Origin of the sequence: Gardnerella sp. Marseille-Q9185 (assembly GCF_046508745.1) — a bacterium.
Classification (GTDB): Bacteria; Actinomycetota; Actinomycetes; order Actinomycetales; family Bifidobacteriaceae; genus Bifidobacterium; species Bifidobacterium greenwoodii.
The window spans coordinates 167,952-190,734 of record NZ_JBKFWK010000001.1 but is presented as its reverse complement, the minus strand read 5'-3'; the positions used below and the strand labels follow the sequence as shown (position 1 = coordinate 190,734).

At 41.2% G+C, this 22,783-nt stretch carries 17 protein-coding genes; 14 read left to right on the top strand and 3 right to left on the bottom strand.

From position 1 onward, the window contains the following. Nucleotides 1-15 precede the first annotated feature (15 nt). Complete coding sequence (locus tag ACLD5M_RS00750) at nt 16-1,206, top strand: pyridoxal phosphate-dependent aminotransferase (RefSeq protein ID WP_410314343.1); 1,191 nt, start codon at nt 16-18, stop codon at nt 1,204-1,206. Between the two features lie 18 nt (nt 1,207-1,224). Here the strand turns inward: ACLD5M_RS00750 and ACLD5M_RS00745 are convergent, their stop codons facing one another. Together ACLD5M_RS00745 and ACLD5M_RS00740 are read right to left on the bottom strand one after the other, a co-directional pair. Beyond that, nucleotides 1,225-3,438 (bottom strand): beta-carotene 15,15'-monooxygenase, encoded by a 2,214-nt coding sequence (locus ACLD5M_RS00745; protein ID WP_410314537.1) that lies wholly within the window; start codon nt 3,436-3,438, stop codon nt 1,225-1,227. Nucleotides 3,439-3,494: 56 nt separating this feature from the next. Further along, nucleotides 3,495-5,096, bottom strand: coding sequence for an ABC-F family ATP-binding cassette domain-containing protein (locus tag ACLD5M_RS00740; RefSeq protein WP_004135059.1), 1,602 nt, complete (start codon nt 5,094-5,096; stop codon nt 3,495-3,497). A gap of 213 nt (nt 5,097-5,309) precedes the next feature. On the opposite strand from ACLD5M_RS00740, the gene uvrA reads away from it, so the two are divergent. Both uvrA and uvrC read left to right on the top strand, forming a co-directional pair. Further along, the gene (gene uvrA, locus ACLD5M_RS00735) at nt 5,310-8,270 is read left to right on the top strand and encodes an excinuclease ABC subunit UvrA (protein ID WP_410314342.1); all 2,961 of its coding nucleotides are present in this window, start codon (nt 5,310-5,312) and stop codon (nt 8,268-8,270) included. A gap of 69 nt (nt 8,271-8,339) precedes the next feature. Then, complete coding sequence (uvrC, locus tag ACLD5M_RS00730; RefSeq protein ID WP_410314341.1) at nt 8,340-10,637, top strand: excinuclease ABC subunit UvrC; 2,298 nt, start codon at nt 8,340-8,342, stop codon at nt 10,635-10,637. Between the two features lie 181 nt (nt 10,638-10,818). Here uvrC and ACLD5M_RS00725 read toward each other — a convergent pair whose 3' ends face one another. Continuing rightward, nucleotides 10,819-11,409 (bottom strand): hypothetical protein, encoded by a 591-nt coding sequence (locus ACLD5M_RS00725; protein WP_004137250.1) that lies wholly within the window; start codon nt 11,407-11,409, stop codon nt 10,819-10,821. Between the two features lie 382 nt (nt 11,410-11,791). Between ACLD5M_RS00725 and ACLD5M_RS00720 the strand changes: the two genes are divergently transcribed. From ACLD5M_RS00720 to ACLD5M_RS00670, 11 genes are all read left to right on the top strand, one after another. Further along, the gene (locus ACLD5M_RS00720) at nt 11,792-12,922 is read left to right on the top strand and encodes a GuaB3 family IMP dehydrogenase-related protein (protein WP_004126790.1); all 1,131 of its coding nucleotides are present in this window, start codon (nt 11,792-11,794) and stop codon (nt 12,920-12,922) included. Between the two features lie 215 nt (nt 12,923-13,137). Continuing rightward, nucleotides 13,138-15,195 carry an AMP-dependent synthetase/ligase gene (locus ACLD5M_RS00715; protein ID WP_410314340.1) on the top strand — a complete coding sequence of 686 codons (2,058 nt, stop codon included), beginning with the start codon at nt 13,138-13,140 and terminating at the stop codon, nt 15,193-15,195. 66 nt (nt 15,196-15,261) lie between these two features. Then, nucleotides 15,262-15,750 (top strand): peptide deformylase, encoded by a 489-nt coding sequence (locus tag ACLD5M_RS00710; RefSeq protein WP_004135050.1) that lies wholly within the window; start codon nt 15,262-15,264, stop codon nt 15,748-15,750. A 240-nt stretch (nt 15,751-15,990) separates the two neighbouring features. Then, the gene (gene rpsB, locus ACLD5M_RS00705; protein ID WP_004126798.1) at nt 15,991-16,809 is read left to right on the top strand and encodes a 30S ribosomal protein S2; all 819 of its coding nucleotides are present in this window, start codon (nt 15,991-15,993) and stop codon (nt 16,807-16,809) included. Nucleotides 16,810-16,911: 102 nt separating this feature from the next. Then, a complete protein-coding gene (gene tsf, locus ACLD5M_RS00700) occupies nt 16,912-17,763 on the top strand; it encodes a translation elongation factor Ts (RefSeq protein WP_004135048.1) in 852 nt (283 codons plus the stop codon). A gap of 169 nt (nt 17,764-17,932) precedes the next feature. Then, nucleotides 17,933-18,682, top strand: a complete 750-nt coding sequence (gene pyrH / locus ACLD5M_RS00695) for a UMP kinase (RefSeq protein WP_004126813.1) — start codon at nt 17,933-17,935, stop codon at nt 18,680-18,682. A gap of 19 nt (nt 18,683-18,701) precedes the next feature. Further along, the gene (frr, locus tag ACLD5M_RS00690; protein ID WP_004126816.1) at nt 18,702-19,256 is read left to right on the top strand and encodes a ribosome recycling factor; all 555 of its coding nucleotides are present in this window, start codon (nt 18,702-18,704) and stop codon (nt 19,254-19,256) included. Nucleotides 19,257-19,306: 50 nt separating this feature from the next. After that, nucleotides 19,307-20,332: a phosphatidate cytidylyltransferase gene (locus ACLD5M_RS00685; RefSeq protein WP_410314339.1), complete on the top strand. Its 1,026-nt coding sequence runs from the start codon at nt 19,307-19,309 to the stop codon at nt 20,330-20,332. A gap of 66 nt (nt 20,333-20,398) precedes the next feature. Beyond that, nucleotides 20,399-21,340 carry a prolipoprotein diacylglyceryl transferase gene (gene lgt, locus ACLD5M_RS00680; protein WP_410314338.1) on the top strand — a complete coding sequence of 314 codons (942 nt, stop codon included), beginning with the start codon at nt 20,399-20,401 and terminating at the stop codon, nt 21,338-21,340. Nucleotides 21,341-21,395: 55 nt separating this feature from the next. After that, nucleotides 21,396-22,061 carry a ribulose-phosphate 3-epimerase gene (gene rpe / locus ACLD5M_RS00675; RefSeq protein ID WP_004126825.1) on the top strand — a complete coding sequence of 222 codons (666 nt, stop codon included), beginning with the start codon at nt 21,396-21,398 and terminating at the stop codon, nt 22,059-22,061. 114 nt (nt 22,062-22,175) lie between these two features. After that, the gene (locus ACLD5M_RS00670) at nt 22,176-22,781 is read left to right on the top strand and encodes a CDP-alcohol phosphatidyltransferase family protein (RefSeq protein WP_410313397.1); all 606 of its coding nucleotides are present in this window, start codon (nt 22,176-22,178) and stop codon (nt 22,779-22,781) included. The last annotated feature ends 2 nt before the right edge of the window (nt 22,782-22,783 follow it).

The window sequence follows — 22,783 nt, the reverse complement described above, 5'->3', positions numbered from 1 at the left end:
TGTTAGGGTTGTTACGTGCGATTTTCTTCAAGAGTAGACGTAAGCGAGCCAAATCCTATTATTTTAGCGCAGAGAAAAGCTGTGTCTCAAGGCATAAAGCTTACTAAATTAAACGATTCTAATCCTACTGTTCATTCTCTTGCACCTGAGTGTTTATCTGAAAGTTATGCTGCAAATCCTAGAGGACCTATTGAATCTCGAAAACTGTTAGCAGACTTTATTAATAAGCGCGATAATCGCACTAATACTTCTACTCCTTCAAAGCTTAATCCAGATCAGCTTTACGTACTTTCTTCAACATCTCAAGCTTACGCATGGCTTATGATGCTTCTTTGTGATGCCGGGGATGCTGTTATTGGTCCTACTCCTGGATACCCGCTTATTGAGTCGATTGCGCGCTTGCAATGCGTGAACGCAATACCGTATCCTTTGCATTACGACGGTTCTTGGACTATTGATTTGCCTCGCGTAAAAGAGTTAATTGAAAATAAGTCTTTGCGCATTAAAGCACTTGTGCTTATTAATCCGAATAATCCTACCGGCTCTTACGTAAAGAGTGAGGAGCGTAAAGAATTATTGCAATTATGTCATGATAATGATGTTGCAATAATTGCTGACGAAGTTTTTTACGATTATTATCTTGAGCCTTTTGAAACAAACGCTAGGCTTGCTGGGGAATCATCTACTCTCGTGTTTGCTTTGGACGGTTTTTCTAAAATGCTTGCAGCTCCTCACGCAAAAGTTGGGTGGATTGAAGTTTCAGGTCCTAAGGATGATGTTTACGAAGCTCAAAAAAGGCTTGATGTTATTGCAGACGACTTTTTGCCGATTGGAACAACGGTTTCTAAGCGTATACCTGAGTTGTTAGAGTATGCTTCTTCGCAGACTCAAAAGGTTCGTAACCGGGTTAGTAAAAATCTTAAAACTCTTCGTGAAACTTTAGCATCCTGGCCTAATTGTTGTGTTAGTGCTTTGCGTGCAGAAGGCGGTTGGAATATTTTATTGCGCGTGCCATCATGCATTGATGACGATGTGTTAGCGTTGCGCTTAATGCAAGATTATCATTTGGTTTCGCAACCCGGATATTATTTTGACATGCCAGTAAATGGGTATCTTGCTCTTTCTTTGCTGCCGGAAGAATCTCAGTTTATTGTAGGTTTGAAATCACTTTTAAAAACTGTTGATACTCTTCTTTGTGAAGAATAGTTTTACTAAAGACTTTTATTAAAATAGCGTAAGCCAGGAGCGAACCAAATACCATAAGTCTGGGTTAAAACGAAGTGTGCTATCTTCACGACCCGTAACAAACCAGCTGAGTGCTGCAATAATAATCGACACAAAAAGTAGTGTTATTACAACAAAACGTATGCTGTATGAAATAGTTTTTTTCTGCCAACAATCGTCTTTTTGAACAGAAGCAGCATGCTCTAAAAGTAAAGTTACGCCAACTATCGCAGTAATTGCAAAAGTCCACGCGAAATCTGCAATATATCTCCAACCAATTCCGGCTTTAAGACTGTCAAAAACAATAAGAAATACGCCAATTATTAAAGAAGTTATAGAAATATTCCACGAAATCTTGTGCAAGCAGCGTTTTCTCATAGCTAAAGCCGCAAAAGACGAAACTAATGCGAGAGGAGAAAGCACGAACATTCCGCCAATCATAGGCTCAGCATACTGCCATCTGTCAAAAGCAACAGGCTGAATGCCAATCCAAGGGAAAGTCGGAATTAAACGCAAAGGCAGAGCAATATAGCTAAGAATAGACGGCAGAATATTTTGCGATGGCAAACGCATAGTTGTCATATCTGTAATAGTGATTTGATACTCGTTGCCAAAATTTAATGGTGAACCAAATCGCAAAAGATTATACACGCCAAATGGAATTGCAGTAATTACTGCTGGAAGAATCCAAGCTGTAGCATAGAGCAAAGGAATGCTCCAATATTCAGCTTTCTTCCAATCTTTACTAAAATCGTTAAACGATTTTTTCAAAATAGGGTATAGCACAGGAATTGCAAATAAGACTGCTATCACAAAAGTAGGTCTGCAACCTAAGTTAAGCGCTATAAAGAACGATCCCAAAGCAATATTTCTAAAAGAATTAGTTTTACTATTACCGAATGCGCCCAAATAAAACCATAATCCTAAAGATGTGAAAAATAGTGAAGCTGCCATTGGAACGGAATAGAAAGATGTTCTAAACCACAAGTAAACCGTGTTTGCGCTAATAAAGAACAGTGCTAAAGAAATTGATACGGTTCCTAAAGAAGCGTTTTTTACAGTGTTCTCAATTATGCGAATAACAAGTAAAGATCCTGCAATAAGAAAAGCAATAAGAAACACGAATGTTGCAACAGTAGTTGGAAGCATTGCTCCGCCTGGAATCCAAATGCTTGTAATAAGACGGTAAGGCAAAAACAGTAGTACTGCTGGAAGAACACCAAAATACGAGTACCAGTGCCCCTTATAGTATGCGTAATCCCAGTACATGTGAGGAACTGAATGATTAAGAAGATTATTCCTAGCCATAGGATCATACGGGTTTGGCAAGGTGGTTAATTCGTGAGGAACAGGAAGATTAAGATGAACCTGCCCTTTTGCAAGAGCGTCAGCAGTATGAGCATACTGGTCGAAATCGTAAGCGTAATTTCCAGGCGAATCAAAATGCATTGGTGTAGCATTACGCAAATTCCAAATAATTGTTGCAAGCGCAATGATTATAAAAGGCATCCATGATGCGAATAAGTAGAATCGTTGAGAAATGCTACTTGTGTTGAGTTTAATTTTCCAAAGCTTAGACCAAGGATTCCATAAAGCTATAAGTATTGCAAAAACAATTAGTATGCTTACGCGTCCCCAAGACCAGCTAAAAGGCGCTCTAACATTAGCTCTAGCATCCTCAACATCAAGTATTGCTCCAGCTGGATGCTGAAGCCATACTCTAACTACGCACGGTTGATCAACTACTTCTTCAGGAATGCTAAGTAGGGAAGCGTTAAGCGCTCGAGGATTTGTGCTTTGCGGTTTGCTTAAATATTTATTAGCTTCAACACGCGTGTGAATATCGTCTATAATTTGCTGCTTTTTATAAAGCTTATTTTTAACGCGAGAAGGTTGAAGACGAATATAAGGCGAGCTTCCATCTGAAATAACCTCTAAGTATGCTTCGGAAGGGTCTGTTATAAGAAGACCGCCTGATTTAAGACGTTTAACGCCGCTTCCTAAAGAATTGTGAACAGATGCGCTATCCGTACTTCCTGTAATACTGCTCCAAAATGGAATATTTCCAATAGAACATTCAAATAGTGTAATTATAAGCAAAACAAGAAGTGGAATGTGTAAAAAACGCCATGTGCAGCGCATAATGCGACTGTGAGTTTGCCTGCTAGTATGCGAAATAGTATTGCTAGAATCTTGCGGCAAGTTTTTAAGCATGGACGTTGTAATCACCACATAACCATTCTATTTCAAAGTTTCGAGCATTTTTCTAACTATTCTTCAGCAACCAAGTCAAGATATTCGTCGTTCCACAAATCTTCGTCGCCGTCAGGCATAAGAAGAACACGCTCAGGGCGCAAAGCTTCAACAGCACCCTCGTCGTGTGTGACTAGCACAATTGCGCCCTCATACTTAGATATAGCTTTTAAAATCTCGTCACGAGACGCAGGATCCAAGTTGTTAGTAGGTTCATCGAGAAGCAGTACGTTAGCTTGCGAAGTAACAAGTGTTGCGAGAGCAAGACGCGTTTTTTCGCCGCCGGAAAGCACTTTAGCAGGCTTCATTGCGTCGTCACCAGAAAATAGGAAGCTGCCAAGCATAGAACGTGCTTGTGTGTCATCCAGGTTTGGAGCAACATGCTGAAGGTTTTCAAGAACCGTAGCATCTAAATCCAAAGTGTCGTGTTCCTGGGCAAAATAGCCGATTTTGCAGCCGTGACCGTACTGAACTTCTCCAGTGTCTGCCGTTTCTTCTCCTGCTAGAATGCGCAAAGTTGTGGTTTTTCCAGCACCGTTGTAACCCAAAATAACAACCCTAGAACCTTTGTCTATTGCAAGATTAATTCCAGCGAAAACAATGTTAGAACCGTATGCTTTAGAAATATCTTTTGCCATAATTGGTGTGCGACCGCATGGTGATGGTTCTGGGAAGCGAATGTCTGCAACTTTTTCCTGTTTTTGAGCTTCGCTGGTTTCGCTAAGTAAACGTTCTGCTCTGCGCATCATGTTTTGAGCTGCTACTGCTTTTGTGGCTTTTGCGTGCAGACGAATACCTTGCTTCATAAGGCGTTCTGCCTTCTTTTCGGCGACTTCGCGCTCGCGGCGGCGGCGTTCCTCGTCTACTACTCGCTGATGCAAGTATGCTTTCCAACCCATTGAATACATGTCTATTTGGGCGAGTTGAGCATCCAAATGCCAAACTTTGTTTACTACTTCGTCAAGTAGTTCCGTTGAGTGGGAAATAACAAGGAAGCCGCCTTCGAAACGTTTCAAATAATTACGCAACCAAATAATTGAGTCGGCGTCCAAATGGTTCGTAGGCTCATCGAGAATAAGAGTGTCGGCGTCAGAAAACAGAATTCTCGCGAGTTCGATGCGTCTGCGCTGTCCGCCGGAAAGAGTGCCAAGAGTCTGCTGCATAACTTCTTGAGGTAGTCCCAAGCTTGTTGCCATTGAAATTGCTTCAGACTGTACTGCGTAACCGCCTGCTTTTTCAAAATCTTGCATAGCTTTGTCGTAGCGGTTCATAGCTTTAGTCATTACGTCCGGGTCTGGGTCGGTCATTTCTTTTTCTGCTTTGCGAATCCTAGACACAATGGAAGAAATATCTCGAGCACTCATAATGCGATCAATTACGCTTTGCTCAGGGTCTGCTGCGTGAGTATCCTGAGGCAAATATCCTAGGCCTCCGCTTACTCTAACGGATCCTCCTGCTGGAAGCATATCTCCAGTAATTACTCGAGTAAGAGTTGTTTTGCCTGCGCCGTTTCTACCGACTAAACCGATTTTGTCTCCCTTTGTAACGTGAAAATCGGTAGGGTTTAACAGCGTGCGCGCACCAATTTGAATGGTTAATGCTTGTGCGTCAATAGGCATAGTTTATAATCCGTTTCCCAAAAATTAGGCTTTATTTTATGTGTAATAAGTAAAGTATTGCCAAACTCACTATTGTACCGTGTGCTAGTAACGAATATGTGATTATAAGTTAGCAAAATACTTTAGTTTTTCGAACACTTGTTCTAAATGTAATTTTATAGTATAGTGGTTTGTTAATAGTTGGGGAGTGTTAATGGGGTTAAAAGTGGAGGTATGCGTTTGAATCAGCAAGTAAGTAAGCAGTCTGATGCTTTGCAAGCATTACTAGATAACACTACGTTTTCTTCGCATGACGGAAAAATAATATCGGATTTGTCCAAAGTTCCTTCTGAATGGAAAATCACTATTCAAGGAGCACGCGAGCACAATCTTAAAAACGTGAGCTTGTCTATTCCTCGAAATCGAATGGTTGTTTTTACTGGTCTTTCTGGATCTGGTAAATCCTCTTTAGCTTTTGACACGCTTTTTGCAGAAGGTCAACGACGTTATGTTGAGTCGCTTAGTGCATACGCTCGCCAATTTTTGGGGCGTATGGATAAGCCGGATGTTGATTTTATTGAAGGGTTAAGTCCGGCGGTTTCTATTGACCAAAAAACTACTAATAGAAACCCTCGTTCTACAGTTGGAACAATTACTGAAATATACGATTATTTACGATTGCTGTTTGCTAGGGTTGGAGTTCCTCACTGCCCTGAGTGTGGTGAGTTGGTAAGTGCACAAACTCCTCAACAAATGACAGACGCTTTGCTTTCTAAGCCAGAGCGTACGCGTCTGCAAATTTTATCTCCTGTTGTTAGAGGTAGAAAAGGAGAGTTTAAAGATACGCTTGAATTGTTGCGTTCGGACGGCTATGCGCGAGCAATTATTGACGGTCAAATGCATGAACTTTCTGAAGATATTACTCTTGAAAAACAAAAGAAACACAATATTGAAGTAGTAATTGATCGAATAGTCATAAAAGAAGGTATTCGCGTTCGTTTAACAGACTCAATCGAAACAGCATTAAAACTTTCTAAAGGTGTTATGGTTGCTGATTTTGTTGACGAGCCAGAAAACTCTCCAAACAGGCGCCAATCATTTTCCGAGCACAGGTCTTGCCCTAATAATCACAAGCTAGATCTTGAAGAAATTGAACCTAGAACATTTTCGTTTAATGCACCATACGGAGCATGCGCAGAATGTTCCGGAATTGGCTACAAGCTTGAAATTGACCCTGAGCTTGTTATACCAGATTCAGACAAATCTCTTTCTCAAGGAGCTATTGAACCTTGGGCAATGAATAAAGCTGCAGGAATGTACTATCAGCACGTACTTTCAGGTCTTTCTAAAGACATGGGCTTTAGCATGAATACGCCTTGGAAAAATCTTCCAGAAGACGTACAGCATGCAATAATGTACGGGCATGATTTTAGCGTAAAAGTCTCGTACAAAAACAGGTGGGGTAGGCAGCGCGAATATTCCACAGGCTTTGAAGGTGTAGTTAGAACGCTTATGCGAAAGCATGACGAAACTGATTCGGATCAAATGCGCCAATACTACGAGTCGTACATGCGCGAAGTTCCATGCCAAAAATGCCATGGAAAACGCTTACGTCCAGAAGTTCTTGCAGTTACAGTTGCAAATACTTCAATATCCGAAGTATGCGATATGCCAGTTGAACGCAGTCTAGAGTGGGTTAATGAGCTGCATTTAGAAGGATCTAAAGCACTTATTGCAGGAGAAGTATTAAAAGAAATCCGCGCACGACTTGGCTTCTTAAACGACGTAGGATTAAACTACTTAACTCTTTCAAGATCTGCAAAAACATTATCTGGTGGCGAAGCACAACGAATTCGCCTAGCTACACAAATAGGCTCAGGATTAGTTGGAGTTATGTACGTGCTTGACGAACCATCTATTGGACTTCATCAGAGGGATAACGAGCGACTGATTGCAACATTGCATCATTTAAGAAACCTAGGAAACACTCTTATTGTTGTAGAACATGATGAAGAAACAATTCGCGAAGCAGATTGGTTAGTTGACATTGGTCCAGAAGCAGGAGAACACGGCGGAGAAGTAGTGTACTCTGGTCCTGCAGCAAATATTGTGAAAGCAAAACGCTCGATTACAGGCGACTATATTTCAAGAAGGCGAATAATTGAAGTGCCAAAAAATCGTCGCTTAATTAACCCAGATCGAATGCTACATATTATTGGATCTCAGGAGCATAATCTTAAAAATATAGACGTTAACATACCTTTGGGAGTATTTACTTGCATCACAGGAGTATCTGGATCTGGAAAATCAACACTAATTAACTCAATTTTGTACCCTGTTCTTGCAAACAAACTAAACGGCGCTCGCATAGTTCCTGGGAAACACAAGCGTGTGGAAGGATTGGAATATTGCGATAAAGTAGTTCATGTTGATCAAAATCCTATTGGTCGAACCCCACGTTCTAATCCTGCAACGTACACTGGCGTGTGGGATAAAATTCGCACACTTTTTGCTCAAACTCCTGAAGCAAAAGTTAGAGGCTACGGTCCTGGAAGATTCTCATTCAATGTTAAAGGTGGCCGTTGTGAAGCCTGCCATGGTGATGGTACCTTAAAAATTGAGATGAACTTCCTGCCGGATGTGTATGTAGAATGCGAAGTTTGTCACGGAAAACGCTACAATCGTGAAACTTTGGAAGTTACTTATAACGGAAAGTCAGTTTCTGACGTTCTTGACATGCCAATTTCAGAAGCTGCGGTATTTTTCAAAGCATACCCGTCTATTGCTCGCTACTTGGATACTTTGGTTCAAGTTGGATTAGGTTATATTCGTTTAGGCCAAAGCGCGCCAACTCTTTCTGGTGGAGAATCTCAGCGCGTAAAACTTGCTACAGAATTGCAACGAAGGTCAACCGGCAAAACAGTGTATATTCTCGACGAACCGACTACTGGATTACATTTTGAGGATGTTAGAAAGTTGTTGAATGTTTTGCAATCGTTGGTAGATAAAGGCAATAGTGTTATTGTTATTGAGCATAATCTCGATGTTGTAAAGTCTGCTGATTGGATTATTGATTTAGGTCCTGAAGGTGGAGATTCTGGCGGAACAGTTGTTTCGGAAGGAAGTCCTGAAACTGTTTCACTATGTGAGGCAAGTTGGACTGGTAAATTCCTTAAACCAATGTTAAATTCGTAAAATTAAATTCGCATATTGTGCGTAAATCTTAAACGATTGTTTACATTTTGTGCTTGAAAGGAGGTGAAAATGCAGAATAATAATCTTAATAAGAATTTGCATAAACCAGATAACTTGCAAGAATTAGATCAAATGAAAGCGAACGAAAAATGGCGAAAAACGCAATCATTTGAAGATGAACATTATCTCGAAAATTCAGAAGATTCAGAAAATTCAGAAGATTCAGAAAATGCTAGCGAAAAGGTAAATGCTTTTGGAGCTCCATTATTGGGGGATAGTCGAGACTTGTTCCGTCCAGCGGCTAAAGATATTCCAGCGCAACCTGGAGTATACAAGTGGCGTGATGCAGATGGTCGAGTAATTTATGTTGGAAAAGCAAAAAATTTGCGCAATCGTTTAGCAAATTATTTTCAGCCACTTTACCAATTGCATCCTCGCACGCAATCAATGGTACTTTCTGCTAGAAGCTTGGAGTGGACTGTTGTTGCTACAGAATTTGAGGCGCTTACTCTTGAATACACTTGGATTAAAGCTTTCGACCCGCGATTTAATGTTGTTTTTCGAGATGATAAAACTTACCCTTATGTTGCTGTATCTGTAGGAGAAACATTTCCTAGAGTGTGGATTACTCGAAATCGTTCCGCAAGAAACGCTAGATATTTTGGACCATATGCAAAAGTTTGGCCATTGCGTCACAGCCTAGATTTGCTTATTAAAACTTTTCCTGTTAGAACATGCTCGCCTGCAGTTTTTAATAAGGCTCATAGAACAGGGAGACCATGTTTGCTCGCCTCGATTGGTAAATGTTCGGCTCCTTGTATTGGAAATATTAAACCGGATGAGCATCGTTATTTAGTTGAGCGCCTAGTTGGGGTTCTTACTGGAAGCGTAGTCTCATCTTATATTTCTCAAATAACTCGTGAAATGAAGCAAGCTAGCGAGGAGCTAGAATTTGAGCGTGCTGCTAAATTGCGTGACGAAATTTCAGTATTAAGCACTGTTTTACAACAAAATTCAGCTGTTTTTGACGACGATGTGGAAGCTGACGTATTCGGTTTTTGTACCGATGAGCTTGAAGCTTCAATTCACGCATTCTTTGTTCGTTCTGGAATGATTCGCGGCGAGCGCAATTGGTCTGTTGAGCGCAATGAGCAAATAGCTGATGGTGAACTTTTAGCGGATTTAATTACGCATGTTTATGCAGAGTATGAACATAATGTTTTTAATGGTAAGAATACTTCTATAAGTATTAAGAAGATTCGAGATGCTGTTAGTGATACGCAAAAAGCTACTGCAACTGATGTAATATTGCGAGCTCAAGCAACTAGAGAGCGTAGGGAGCGCCAAGAAACTACGGGGCGCGAAGATTTGTTAGCTCCTATATCTCCAGTTCCGCGCGAAATAATAGTTCCAATTTCAATTCCTGAAGATCGTCAAGAAGAGCTTGAATCATGGCTTAGTAATATGCGCGGCTCTAAAGTAAGTATTAGAGTTGCGGAGCGTGGAGAAAAGCGAGCTCTTATGGAGCGTGCTAACGAAAACGCTTCTCAAGCGTTAACTCGCATAAAATCAAGTCGTATTAACAGCATAGATATTAGAACTGAAGCCTTGAACGAAATTTCTAAGGCTCTTGGCATGAAGGAATCTCCTTTGCGCATTGAATGCTACGATATTTCAAATACTGTAGACGGTAGTTATCAGGTTGCTTCTATGGTTGTGTTTGAAGATGGAATTGCGCGTCCTAGCGAGTATCGTCATTTTGTTATTCGCGGAGAAAATGGTGTTGGAAAACTTGATGATTTAAGCGCAGTTTATGAAACAATTTTTAGAAGATTTAAGCATTCTGATTCGAATGTTGAATCTGAAAATTTGAATAACTCTACTGTTGTTGCAGATTCTAATCAGAATCGTCGTTTTGCCTACAAGCCGCAACTTATTATTATTGATGGCGCAAAAGAGCAAGCTAAATCTGCTAAGCGCGCAATGCTGGACGCGGGTATTAGCGGTATTACTGTTTGTGGTTTAGCTAAAAAACTTGAAGAAGTATGGCTTCCAGATGAAGATTATCCGATCATTTTGAAGCGTAGTTCAGAAGGATTGTATTTGTTGCAGCGTGCAAGGGATGAATCTCATCGTTTTGCTATTACTTACCATCGTAAGTGTAGAAGAAAAGGTGCTTTGCATTCAGCTTTTGACACTATTCCTGGAATTGGTGAAGTGTATCGTAAACGTTTGCTTTCTTCCTTTGGATCTTTAAAAGAGTTAAAGAAAGCTTCGTTAGAAGATTTACAAAAGGTTAATGGCATTGGTGAAAGTAAAGCAAAAACCATATTTGACGCTTTACATTCTGAAACAGCTGGCAGCTAGTTGTCGTAAAAATTGCGGTTTCAATAGTGATAGTTGAAAATAGTGTATAAGTTGTATCAACAAAAAACTCCACCTTGTAGAAGATTCTCGCTTGACTCGCAAAATATTAATCTACAAGGGGGAGTTTTCTGTAATTTTTATTAAATACTTATGAAACATTTGTGAACTTTATTACCGTTTGCTAGCCCAAATCTGCATATGTACAAATCCATTTATTGTATTTGTGCTCCAAAACGATTGAAGCCCAGTATTCTACAGGTCCTGCAGAAATATGAACAACGCCTTCAAAATGATGAGGATTCGTTAGCATTCCATTAACAAAACTCGGCACTGCCGGCATCGCACACAATGCTGAACGTGTTTTCATATCATTCTTATATTGGAAGTAATCATCCATTAGCTTCCACATGTTATTTAATTTTGTAACACACTTTGGTGTTAGCAATTGTTTCATAGCTGTAGAAGTAGGTCTTCCTCTGGAAATATCAGAAGCAATGCAAGCTATTTGGCAAGTTCTTAATGCAATCTTAACAAGATCTTTTTCATCTTGATCGTCAAAATAGCATGTGCCAATATGGTACTCCAGTTTTTTACGCGATAAAGCAATAGACAGTTCGCCTTCGTACACTGGTAACGATGTGCGAGCGTTAAAAACAACATGTGGCGGATGCTCATTGTTATCGTTGCTATTATTTGATGACTTGTTGTTAAGCACGTCATCATTTTCGTCATCGTTATCCATTTCATATGTATCAACTATATTAATTTTCATTTTCTCTCCTGTATCTCATCTGCTCTATGAGCCCTTAAATTTCAGTACTTGCTAAGCTCATATCCCTACAAAATCAGCAAGTTAGATAAAAGCTTACAACGCGAGTTTTCGTCTATCTGTGTAAAATGCAAAAATGTGGATAAATTACAAAATATTCGTCATTTACCTTGAAAATAAACGATTTTAAGCGTGTTGAGTTATACACATTACGGTTTTATCGGTGTGTCGTATGATTTGGATGAATATTTTGTATGCATTGTTATGCAAATTTGCTTATAAAAACCATTAAAAATTAGATTTTTCAACATCAAAAAGCTACTGATAATAGTTGTAAAACATTGCGGATAAAACTTCGTCAGCATAAGGCACTAGCCTAATAAGTATGTCTCAGGAAATTGAAATTGGTTTGGGCAAAAAAGCCCGAGTTGCATATTCGCTTGACGATATTGCTATTGTTCCTTCGCGCCGTTCGCGCGACCCAAAGGCTGTATCTACTTCATGGCAGGTAGATGCTTATACCTTTGATATTCCAATTATTGCCGCTCCAATGGATTCAGTTACAAGCCCAGATACTGCAATTGCTATTGGTCAAATGGGCGGTCTTGGAGTTCTTGATTTGGAAGGATTATGGACTCGTTATGAGAATCCAGAGCCTTTGTTAAAAGAAATATCCGAGTTGCCTTGCGAGGTTGCAACGCGTCGAATTCAGGAAATTTACACTGAACCAATCAAGCCTGAATTAATTGCTAAGCGCTTGCATACTATTCGTGACGCTGGTGTTACTGTTGCTGGCGCTCTTTCTCCTCAGCGAACTCAGGAACTTTACAATACTGTTCTTGAAGCTGGTGTTGACTTGTTTGTTATTCGCGGAACTGCTGTGTCTGCTGAGCATGTTTCCACAGATCACGAGCCTCTTGATTTAAAGAAGTTTATTTACGATCTTGATGTGCCTGTTATTGTTGGAGGCTGCGCTGATTACACTTCTGCTTTGCATTTGATGCGCACTGGAGCTGCAGGTATTTTAGTTGGATTCGGCGGTGGTGCTGTGTCTGCAACTATGAACACTTTGGGAGTACAAGCACCTATGGCTACTGCTATTGCTGATGTTGCTGAAGCTCGTAGAGATTATATGGATGAGTCCGGTGGTCGATACGTGCAAATTATTGCAGATGGCGGAATGGGTAATTCTGGCAACTTTATTAAAGCTCTTGCAATGGGAGCGGATGCCGTTATGCTTGGAACTCCATTAGCTCGCGCAACGGAAGCTCCAGGCCGTGGCACTCATTGGGGTGCTGAAGCTCGTCATTTAACACTTCCACGCGGTATGCGCACTAATGTTGGAACGGTTGCTCCATTGGAAAACATTCTATTTGGTCCAAGTCACGAGGCTGACGGTACAACGAATTTTGTTGGTGCTTTGCGTCGCACAATGTCTTCTACCGGATACGTGGATGTAAAGAGCTTCCAGCGTTGCAATGTTGCGTTTAACCCATTCCATCAGGATGTTCGTTAAGTTTATTTCAGCATAACTTTGTATATAGAATATGCGGTTTAGTGCACGAATTGTGTGCTAAACCGCTGTATTTTTAGCATATTGCGTAACTTTTAGTATAAGCGCTTGTAAAAATTCGTTTATTTAAATATTTTGTCAGCTAATAACAATATTAATAGATATTTTTTGTACGGCTTACAGTCGTGTCGGCATAGTAATCAAGTACAATTAATAATATGCTCCGAGAATTTTCTGTAGAAGTAATTCACCCAACTCAAGATGGTGACACCATTTACTCGCTTCTTTCTAACCGTGCTATGCGCGATCCGCAAGGTATTGTTGCGCAGTGGCAAGAGGACGACACTCGCCAGTGGCATGATGTTACTGCTGCTGAAATGCTCTCCAAGGTAAGAGCTGTGGCTCGAGGTTTAATTGCTCTTGGCGTGCAGCATGGGTCAAAAGTTGTTATTTATTCTGCTACATGCTACGAGTGGGGTGTTGTTGACTTTGCATGCGCTTGCATTGGTGCAGTTAGCATTCCTATTTACGAAACGGATTCTGCTTTACAGGCTGCCGACATTATCAACGAAGTTAAGCCGGTTATTGCTTTTGCTGGTGACGATTCTCATGCACAATGCTTAGAGCGAGTTCGCCAAGATTATAAGCGTATTACTCTCAAAACCGTATTCAATTTCAAAGCAGGCGGTTTGGAAGCAGTTATTGACTTTGGTAAATCAATAAGTGAAGACGAGCTAAATCAGCGTGTTAGCGCTGTTAAGGCAGACGATTTGTCTACTATTGTTTACACTTCTGGCTCTACTGGAAAGCCAAAGGGAGCTATGCTTTCTCACCGTAACTTTACGCATATTGTTTTTGCAGGATACGATGTTCTTAGCGACATGCTTTGCAAACCAAATCGTTTACTTCTTTTCCTTCCTCTTGCGCACTGCTTTGCTAGATACATTCAATATGTTGCTATTGGCGCGCATGGTGTAATTGGTTATGTTCCTAACGCAAAACATTTACTTGCAGACTTGCGTAGTTTTAAACCAACATACTTATTAGGTGTTCCTCGAGTTTTTGAGAAAGTTTACAATGCTGCTTCTCAAAAAGCTGGTGCAGGTATTCGTGGTCGTATTTTTGCTAAAGCTGTTAAACATTTTATTCAGTGGTCTCGTGACAACGTTGATGGCAAAGCTCATTCTTTGGCTTCGCGCATGAATCACGCTATGTATATGCGCACAGTTGGTTCTTCAATACGCTCTGCTTTAGGCCCTAATCTTTCATGGCTTGCTTGCGGTGGTGCTCCAATTAATGCTGATTTAGCGCATTTCTTCAACGGTCTTGACGGCATTACCTTCATTCAAGGTTACGGTATGACTGAAACTGCAGCTCCTTGCGTAGTTAATTTTGAACACGCAAATCAGGTTGGTTCAGTTGGTCGCCCAGGTCCTGGAATCACAATTCGACTTGCTGACGATGATGAAGTGCTTATTAAAGGACCTAACGTTTTCATGGGTTACTACAATAAGCCTGAGCTTACTGCAGAAGTTATTGACGAAGATGGCTGGCTTCATTCTGGCGATCTTGGTGAAATTGATGACGAAGGCTTCCTATCGATTACTGGTCGCAAGAAAGATATTATTATTACTGCCGGAGGCAAGAATATAAGTCCTGCTCCTATGGAAAGCATTATTGCGCAATGCCCACTGGTTTCTCACGCAGTAGTGGTTGGAGATGGAAAGCCATTCGTTTCTGCATTGATTGAGCTTGACCCAGACATGGTTCGTTCATGGCTTAAGAATAAGAGCATGGATGTTGACTTATCTATGAAAGAAATTGCTAACAATGACGCTGTTCGCTCTGTTGTTCAGCAGTTTATTGATCAAGCAAATAGCACTGTTTCTAGGGCTGAGTCTGTTCGCAAATTTGTTATTTTGCAAGATGAGTTCACTCAGGACGCTGGAACGTTAACTCCAAGTATGAAGATTGTTCGTCCAAAAATACTTGCACGTTACGCAGATATTATTGAAACTCAATTGTATGCTCCAAAGCCAAACACGCGTCCTTTGCCTGCAACTGTTAAGATTCTCGACAAAACTACCGAAACTGTTAAGCAGGCTCAAGAAACAGTTAAGCAAGCGCAAGAGGTTGTAACTCCTCGAGTCCGTCAAGCAATTGATCAGGCTGCAACTCATCTTAAGCATTTTGGTGAAGAAGCTTCCTCGGAATCATCTGTTTTGTCTCGCGATGATCAAGACAATAACGATAATAACGTACGCAACAACGAGTGAAATTAATTACTAATCTGCAATAGAAGATAATGTGTAATTAGTTACACTTGATTAAGGAGTTTTTGCGTGGCAATTAGAAAAATTCGTGTTGTTCCAGATCCTGTTCTTAGAACACCTTGTGACGAGATTCGTGAGATTACGCCGGCTGTTAAGCATTTGGTTGAAGATTTGTTGGAAACTGTGAACGATCCAGGTCGTGCAGGATTGTCAGCTAATCAAATTGGCGTAAGTTTACGAGCGTTCTCTTACAACATTGATGGACGTATTGGCTATATTCTAAATCCTGTTCTTGAAGATTTAAGCGGAGAACAATACGACGATGAAGGCTGCTTATCTGTGCCAGGATTGTGGTATAAAACTCGCCGATATAATCATGCTCGCGCTCGCGGTATTGATTTAGACGGTAAAACTGTTGTTCTTGAAGGCGATGGTCTTATGGCCAGAATGTTGCAGCATGAATGCGATCATTTGGACGGTCATATTTATTTAGATAGGCTAGAAAAGGACGTTCGCAAGCAAGCTATGCGTGAGCTTCGCAACAATATGCGCTCCTAACTTTGGCTGATTAAATATCGTATCTAGTATCTGATATAATTTCGCTTTGCGCGTCCATTTTGAGCATGAGTATTGTCGCGTTATATGAATGCTCGCTTTTTATTGTCTACAAGGACTCGCAAATACGCGCCATGTACGCGTCCGTTCGTGTCGGTCGGCTTGCGCTTAGACGTATGTTTAAGCCAAGTTGCATGCGAACAGACATGGCCAGGCAAGAACCGACAAGAAAGGTATATAGATATGGCACAGATTACCATGAGCGAAATGCTGAAGGCTGGATTGCACTTCGGTCATCAGACTCGTCGCTGGAACCCAAAGATGAAGCAGTTCATTCTTACCCAGCGCAATGGTATTCATATCATCAATTTGTTCAAGTCTCTCGACATGATCGACAAGGCTTATGACTTCATCAAGCAGACTGTTGCCCACAATGGCACTGTTCTCTTCGTGGGCACTAAGAAGCAGGCTCAGGAAGCTGTACAGAATCAGGCAACTCGCGTAAACATGCCTTATGTTTGCGAGCGTTGGCTTGGCGGTATGTTGACCAATTTCCAGACCGTTTCTACTCGCGTAAAGCGCTTGAAGGAACTTGAGGAAATGGACTTCAGCGATGTTCGTGGATCCGGCTTGACTAAGAAGGAACTTTTGCTTCTCGAGCGTGAGAAGGACAAGCTTTCCAAGCAGCTCGGTGGTATTCGCAACATGAACCGTACTCCATCTGCCATGTTCGTTGTTGACATTAACAAGGAAGCTTTGGCTGTTGAAGAAGCTCATAAGCTTGGTATTCCAGTCGTGGCAATCGTTGATACCAACACTGATCCTGAAGCTGTTGAGTACCCAATTCCAGCTAACGATGATGCTATTCGTGGCGTTGAGTTGTTGACTAGCTTAATGGCTGACGCTGTAGCTGAAGGTTTGCTTGAGCATGCTGGTAAGGGCGCTAAGTCCGAAGGTAATGATGCTCAGCCAATGGCAGCTTGGGAAAAGGAATTGCTCACCAAGGAAGGCGAAGCTGAAGCTAAGCCTGCTAAGGAAGAAAATACTGAGGCAAAAGCCTAGTAAGCTAATTTGCAACCAGATTCTTAAATTAAAGCTGCAAAATCCAATTAATTCTTTGCTTTTTGCAGCTTTTAAGAATCATATTGATACGAGGAGAACAAAATGGCAGCAATTACTGCAGCGTTGATTAAGCAGGTGCGTGAAGAAACCGGCGCCGGCATGATGGACGTTAAAAAAGCTCTTACTGAAGCTGAAGGAGACGTTGCCCGCGCTAAGGAAATCATCCGCGCAAAGGGTATTCAGGCCGCTGGTAAGCGTGAGGGCCGTAAGGCTCAGGAAGGCACCATCGCTTCTAAGGTTGTTAAGTCTGCTGAAGGCGAAACTGGTTATGCAGTTGAGTTGAATTCCGAAACTGACTTCGTGGCAAAGACCCCTAAGTTTGTGGAATTCTCTAACACTGTTCTTGACCATGCTGTTGAAGCTAATGCTTCTACTACTGAAGAAGTACTTGCAGCACCAGCTGATGGCGCAACTGTTAAGGAATCTGTTGAAGAAGCAGCAGCTTTGTTTGGCGAGCACGTCAAGGTTGGTCAGGTTGCTAAGGTAAGCGGTCCACACGTTGAGATTTATGCTCACAAGAAGTCCGTGGAATTGCCTCCAAGCATCGTTTCCATGATTGCTACTGACGAAGCTGGTGCAAAGGTTGCTCACGAAGCAGCTTTGCAGATTTCTGCTATGGGTGCTCAGTGGCTTCGCCGCGAAGATGTTCCAGAAGAAGTTTTGGAATCTGAGCGTCGCGTTGCAACCGAGAAGTCCTTGGCTGAAGGCAAGCCAGAGAAGATTGTTCCAAAGATTGTTGAAGGTCGTATGAACGCCTTCTTCAAGGAAACTGTTCTTCTTGAGCAGACATACGTTAAGGATCCATCCAAGAGCGTTGGTGACTTGTTCAAGGAAGTCGGCGGTACCGCTTTGGCATTCGCTCGTCTTGAGGTTGGCAAGGGCGCTGCTGAATAAGCATTGCTTATGCTAAGAATCTATTCTGATTCTTAAACTATTGGGCTGTGTACATTTTGTGCGCAGCCTTTTTATTTATTTGACAGTTTAATGTGTGTTAAGTGTCGCGTTTTATAGATAAAATAGCAAAGATATACTTGCATTCGCCGTGATGACTGGAGGAATCTGTATGGCAATTGCACAAGCGGAGGAAAGCAAGTCCCGTAGGGTTTTATTGAAACTTTCAGGCGAAGCATTTGGCGGCGGCGCTGTTGGCATTGATACTCATGTTATTCGAAGAATTGCTGGGGAAATCATGACTGCAGTGCTTGAAGGTGTTCAAGTGGCTATCGTTGTTGGTGGAGGTAATTTCTTTAGGGGAGCAGAGTTGCAGCAGGCTGGTATCGATCGTAGCCGTGGTGATTACATGGGTATGTTGGGTACAGTTATGAATTGTCTTGCTCTTCAAGATTTTCTTGAGCAGGCAGGGCAGGCAACTCGTGTACAAACTGCTATTACAATGGGACAGGTTGCAGAGCCTTATATTCCATTGAAAGCAATACGTCATCTTGAGAAGGGTCGCGTAGTTATTTTTGGTGCTGGTGCCGGTATGCCATACTTCTCAACAGATACTGTTTCTATTCAGCGTTCTTTGGAAATCCATTGCGATGAAGTTTTAATGGGTAAAAATGGCGTTGATGGAGTTTACAGTGCGGATCCTCGTAAAGATCCTTCTGCTCGAAAATTTGTAACATTGAACTATCAGCGTGCTCTTGTTGATGGTTTAGCTGTCATGGATGCGTCCGCACTTTCTATGGCTAGAGATAACAATCAAAAAATTCGAGTGTTCGGCTTAGAGGGTGAAGGTAACGTAACTCGTGCTCTTGTTGGCGAACCTATTGGTACATTAGTGTCTGACGCAGAACCAACATTTGCTTAAATATTACAAAGGAGAACACATGTCAGCAATTATTGATCAAGCAAAAGAGCAGATGAATAAGTCCGTGGAAGCTACTAAGGAAAATTTCATGGGTATTCGTACTGGTCGTGCTAATCCTGCTTTATTAAATGGAATTATGGTTGACTATTATGGTGCTCCAACTCCGATTAAGGCTGTAGCTTCTATTGGTGTTCCAGAGCCACGAACTCTTTCTGTTACTCCTTTTGATGCTTCTCAAGCTAATGCTGTTGAAAAAGCTATTCGTGATTCCGATTTGGGAGTTAGCCCTAACCGCGACGGCAATGTTATTCGCGTAACAATGCCAGAACTTACTGAGGAACGTCGCAAGGAATACGTTAAACTTGCTAAGAACAAGGCAGAAGAAGGCAAAGTAGCTGTACGCAATATTCGTCGTAAAGCCAAGGAATCTATTGATAAGTCTGTTAAAGATGGTGATCTTGGTGAAGATGAAGGCGATCGTTTACTTAAGGAACTTGATAAAGTAACTAAGCAGATTACTGATTCTTTGGATGTTTTGCTTGATGGTAAGCAAAAAGAAATTATGGAAGTCTGAGTTTCAACAGTTTTTCTTAGATTTTTGTAATCAATCTGAATGGGTGTCGTATGAGTCAACAAAAGCAGCATGATTTTGTAAGCGAATTAAATCAAAAGCGAGCTGACTGCGCTGCAAAAAAAGCAGATGCTACTTCTACTAATCAGGAAGAACGCGGCACCCATGAAACTTTAACAGACATAAATCGTCGAACTGGCCGCAATATGCCTCAAGCAATTGCAACAGCAGCAGTTTTGGTTGTGGCTATTGTTGCATGCTTATTTATTAGCATTGATGTTTTCGTTGTATTAATGGCTGTTTTTATGGTTCTTGCGTTGTGGGAGTTGCACGTTGATTTTGCAACTCTTGGGTTGCGTATACCGTTTGTAACTTTGTCGCTTTGCTCTCTTGTTACTATTTTTTCAACCTATTACGCAAAATGGCACGCTGTTGCGATGGCTAGCGGAATTACAGCATCATTACTTCTTACTGTAGTTTGTGCAACTCTTAGTAACACTATTTCTACTCGAACAATGCATGCTGTAGAAAAAAAGCTTAACGGCTCTAATTGCTCATCCTATGAGCATACGCTATTTACAAATATGTCTGTTTCTCTATTTGTAGTTTTGTATATTCCGCTTTTAGCTTCCTGCATTGTTCTAGCTTTAACTAATACTCGTTATGCTATTGCTCATGCCATGCTTTTAGTATTTTTGCCAGCATTAAGCGATACTGGTGGACTGTTTGCTGGTGCTTGGCTTGGTAAACATAAACTTTCTCCGCGTATTTCCCCAAAGAAGTCTGTTGAAGGCTTGATTGGCTCTATGCTTTTTGCTGTTGTTGGAGCGTATGCAATTATTGCAGGTTTTTACGGTTCTTCTTGGTTTAATTTCTGGTGGATGCCGTTAGTTATGGGCATTTCTTCAGGTATCGTTGGTACTTTTGGTGATTTATGCGCATCTATGCTTAAGCGCGATATTGGCATTAAAGACATGGGTCATTTGCTTAAAGGACACGGTGGAGTGCTAGATCGTGTAGATTCTATTTTGCTTTGTGGTCCTGTTCTGCTTGTTCTTGTGCATCTTGCTCATTTTTAAGCATAGAATCTTGAATATTGTCAATCTTTAGAATCTCAATCTTGGGTTTAGACTAATATCGACGCCATGACAGTCTGTTTTATTCCATCGCCAAGTATTTCGCAATTTTCACTTGGGCCTATCAATATAAAGTTTTATGCGCTTTCTATTCTTGCAGGCATATTGATTGCAATGTTTATTACCAATCGTCGTTGGAAGCGCGTAGGTGGTGATTTTAATCAGATTCTCGATATTATTCTTCTAAGTCTTCCTATAGGCATAGTTGGTGCGCGCTTGTACCACGTAATTACAACTCCAGAAAGATTCTTTGGATCTCATGGTGATTTCTTAGAAATTTTTAGAATTTGGAACGGTGGACTTGGTATTTGGGGAGGAATATTTTTAGGCGCGATTGCTGCATGCGTTTTTTGCAAGCATCGCAAATATCCTGCCGGGTTGCTTGCGGATGCTGCTGCTCCTGCAATACTTATTGCACAAGGCGTAGGTAGGCTTGGTAATTGGTTTAATCAGGAACTTTATGGTGCTCCAACAACATTGCCTTGGGGTTTGAAATTAAACTATAATGCAACTCAAGCTATTGGGCATGCTGAGCGCTGTTACGATGGTTTAACTTGCCCGGCTGGAACATTATTCCATCCAACATTTTTGTATGAAATGATTTGGAATTTCATTGGTGCAGCACTGCTTATTTTCTTTGGTAAAATGCTTATGGCCAAATTAAAAGCAGGCTCATTATTTATGTTGTACGTTATGTGGTACACGTTGGGCCGTGTTTGGATTGAGGCTTTGCGCATTGATTTTTCGCATGTTTTCTTAGGTGTGAGAATTAACGTATGGGTTTCTATTATTGTTTTTATTTTTGCTGCAGTAGGATTCGCTTTACTTCAAAAAAGTAATACTACACGCGAAATGTTAATCGAACGTCTTATTGACATTACTTCGGATGAGCGTGAGCGCGAAGAGCAAAATGTTTCGTCAAAGAAAATAAAATCTACTTCAAAAAAGTAGTATTAGGTACCGTTTTTTAGCATTCTAGTCTCTTGCATTTCCTAGAATAGAACACATGAATATACAAATAGCACCTAGCATTCTTTCCGCAGATTTTTGCAATCTTGAGCGAGATCTTGACGCAATATCGAATGCGGATCTTGTTCACGTAGATGTGATGGATCATCACTTTGTACCGAACTTAACTTTGGGAGAGCCAATTGTTAAGCGCATTTGCGAAGTAACCAAGCTTCCAGTTGATGTTCATCTTATGATTGAAGATCCTGATCGTTGGGCTCCAGAATATGCTAAGCTCGGGGCTGCTTCTGTAAGCTTCCACATGGGTGCTACTCATGCTCCTGTGCGTTTAGCTCGCCAGCTTAGGGATATGGGTTGCAAAGCATGCTTTGCTGTTCGCCCTGCTGAACCGGTTGAACCTATTTTCGATATTCTTGACGAATTTGATATGGTTCTTATTATGACAGTTGAACCAGGTTTTGGAGGCCAGAAGTTCTTGAGCAATCAGATGAATAAAGTTCGTCGTTTGCGTGATGAAATTACTCGCCGAGGACTTCAAACTCATATTCAGGTAGATGGCGGAGTTAGCCCTTCTACGGCTGCTACAGTTGCTGAAGCTGGAGCTGATGTGCTTGTGGCTGGATCTGCAGTTTATGGAGCTGAAAGTCCTGCAAAAGCTATTGAAGCTATTAGAAATACTGCTCAAGCCGCTTGGCGTGCATAGTTGTTTGTATTGGGGCATCAAAAGTGCCCCAATATTTTAAATCTTTTGTAACAACTTTTTGAGCATATAAATATTTGTTTCAGTACACGCAAAATATGTGATTAAGGAAGATTTATGGTTAAGTTCGTGATGAATCAGGAATACAGTCCTAAGGCGATGAATCGCGTTCTAACTGTTCCTAATCTTATTAGTTTTCTTCGCATATGCTCAATCCCATACATAGCTTGGCTTATTACTAAGAATCATATGATTCTTGCGTTGGTTGTTTTAGCTATTTCTGCTTTTTCCGATTGCATTGATGGTTATATTGCTAGGCGCTGGAATCAAGTTAGTAAATTAGGTCAAATTCTCGACCCTATAGCTGATCGCCTTCTGATTATTTTCAGTACTGTAGCGTTGGCAATTGCAGCAATAATACCGTGGTGGGCGCTTGTATTAGTGGTTCTAAGAGATGTGATTATGGCAGCTTTGGTGGTTCTTTTGGCTCAACATGATTACGGACCGTTACCTGTTAATTTTGTTGGTAAAGCTGGGACTGCTCTTATTATGTTAGCTATTGTGTCTCTTATGATTGTATATGCTGTTAGCACTGAGGCCATGTTTGTGCTGTATGCTGCCGCTATAGCTTGCGGAATATGGGGTATTGTACTTTACTGGTATGCCGGTTTGCTTTATTACAGACAAGCCTATGTGCTACTTTCTGGTGCAAAATCTAAGTAAAC

Coding starts and splice junctions, on each gene's coding strand:
- ACLD5M_RS00670 (WP_410313397.1), top strand. CDS start 22,176: ATGGTTAAGTTCGTGATGAATCAGGAATACAGTCCTAAGGCGATGAAT.
- ACLD5M_RS00715 (WP_410314340.1), top strand. CDS start 13,138: ATGCTCCGAGAATTTTCTGTAGAAGTAATTCACCCAACTCAAGATGGT.
- ACLD5M_RS00740 (WP_004135059.1), bottom strand. CDS start 5,096: ATGCCTATTGACGCACAAGCATTAACCATTCAAATTGGTGCGCGCACG.
- frr (WP_004126816.1), top strand. CDS start 18,702: ATGTCAGCAATTATTGATCAAGCAAAAGAGCAGATGAATAAGTCCGTG.
- ACLD5M_RS00685 (WP_410314339.1), top strand. CDS start 19,307: ATGAGTCAACAAAAGCAGCATGATTTTGTAAGCGAATTAAATCAAAAG.
- uvrC (WP_410314341.1), top strand. CDS start 8,340: ATGCAGAATAATAATCTTAATAAGAATTTGCATAAACCAGATAACTTG.
- ACLD5M_RS00725 (WP_004137250.1), bottom strand. CDS start 11,409: ATGAAAATTAATATAGTTGATACATATGAAATGGATAACGATGACGAA.
- rpsB (WP_004126798.1), top strand. CDS start 15,991: ATGGCACAGATTACCATGAGCGAAATGCTGAAGGCTGGATTGCACTTC.
- pyrH (WP_004126813.1), top strand. CDS start 17,933: ATGGCAATTGCACAAGCGGAGGAAAGCAAGTCCCGTAGGGTTTTATTG.
- uvrA (WP_410314342.1), top strand. CDS start 5,310: ATGCGTTTGAATCAGCAAGTAAGTAAGCAGTCTGATGCTTTGCAAGCA.
- tsf (WP_004135048.1), top strand. CDS start 16,912: ATGGCAGCAATTACTGCAGCGTTGATTAAGCAGGTGCGTGAAGAAACC.
- rpe (WP_004126825.1), top strand. CDS start 21,396: ATGAATATACAAATAGCACCTAGCATTCTTTCCGCAGATTTTTGCAAT.
- ACLD5M_RS00745 (WP_410314537.1), bottom strand. CDS start 3,438: ATGCTTAAAAACTTGCCGCAAGATTCTAGCAATACTATTTCGCATACT.
- lgt (WP_410314338.1), top strand. CDS start 20,399: ATGACAGTCTGTTTTATTCCATCGCCAAGTATTTCGCAATTTTCACTT.
- ACLD5M_RS00720 (WP_004126790.1), top strand. CDS start 11,792: ATGTCTCAGGAAATTGAAATTGGTTTGGGCAAAAAAGCCCGAGTTGCA.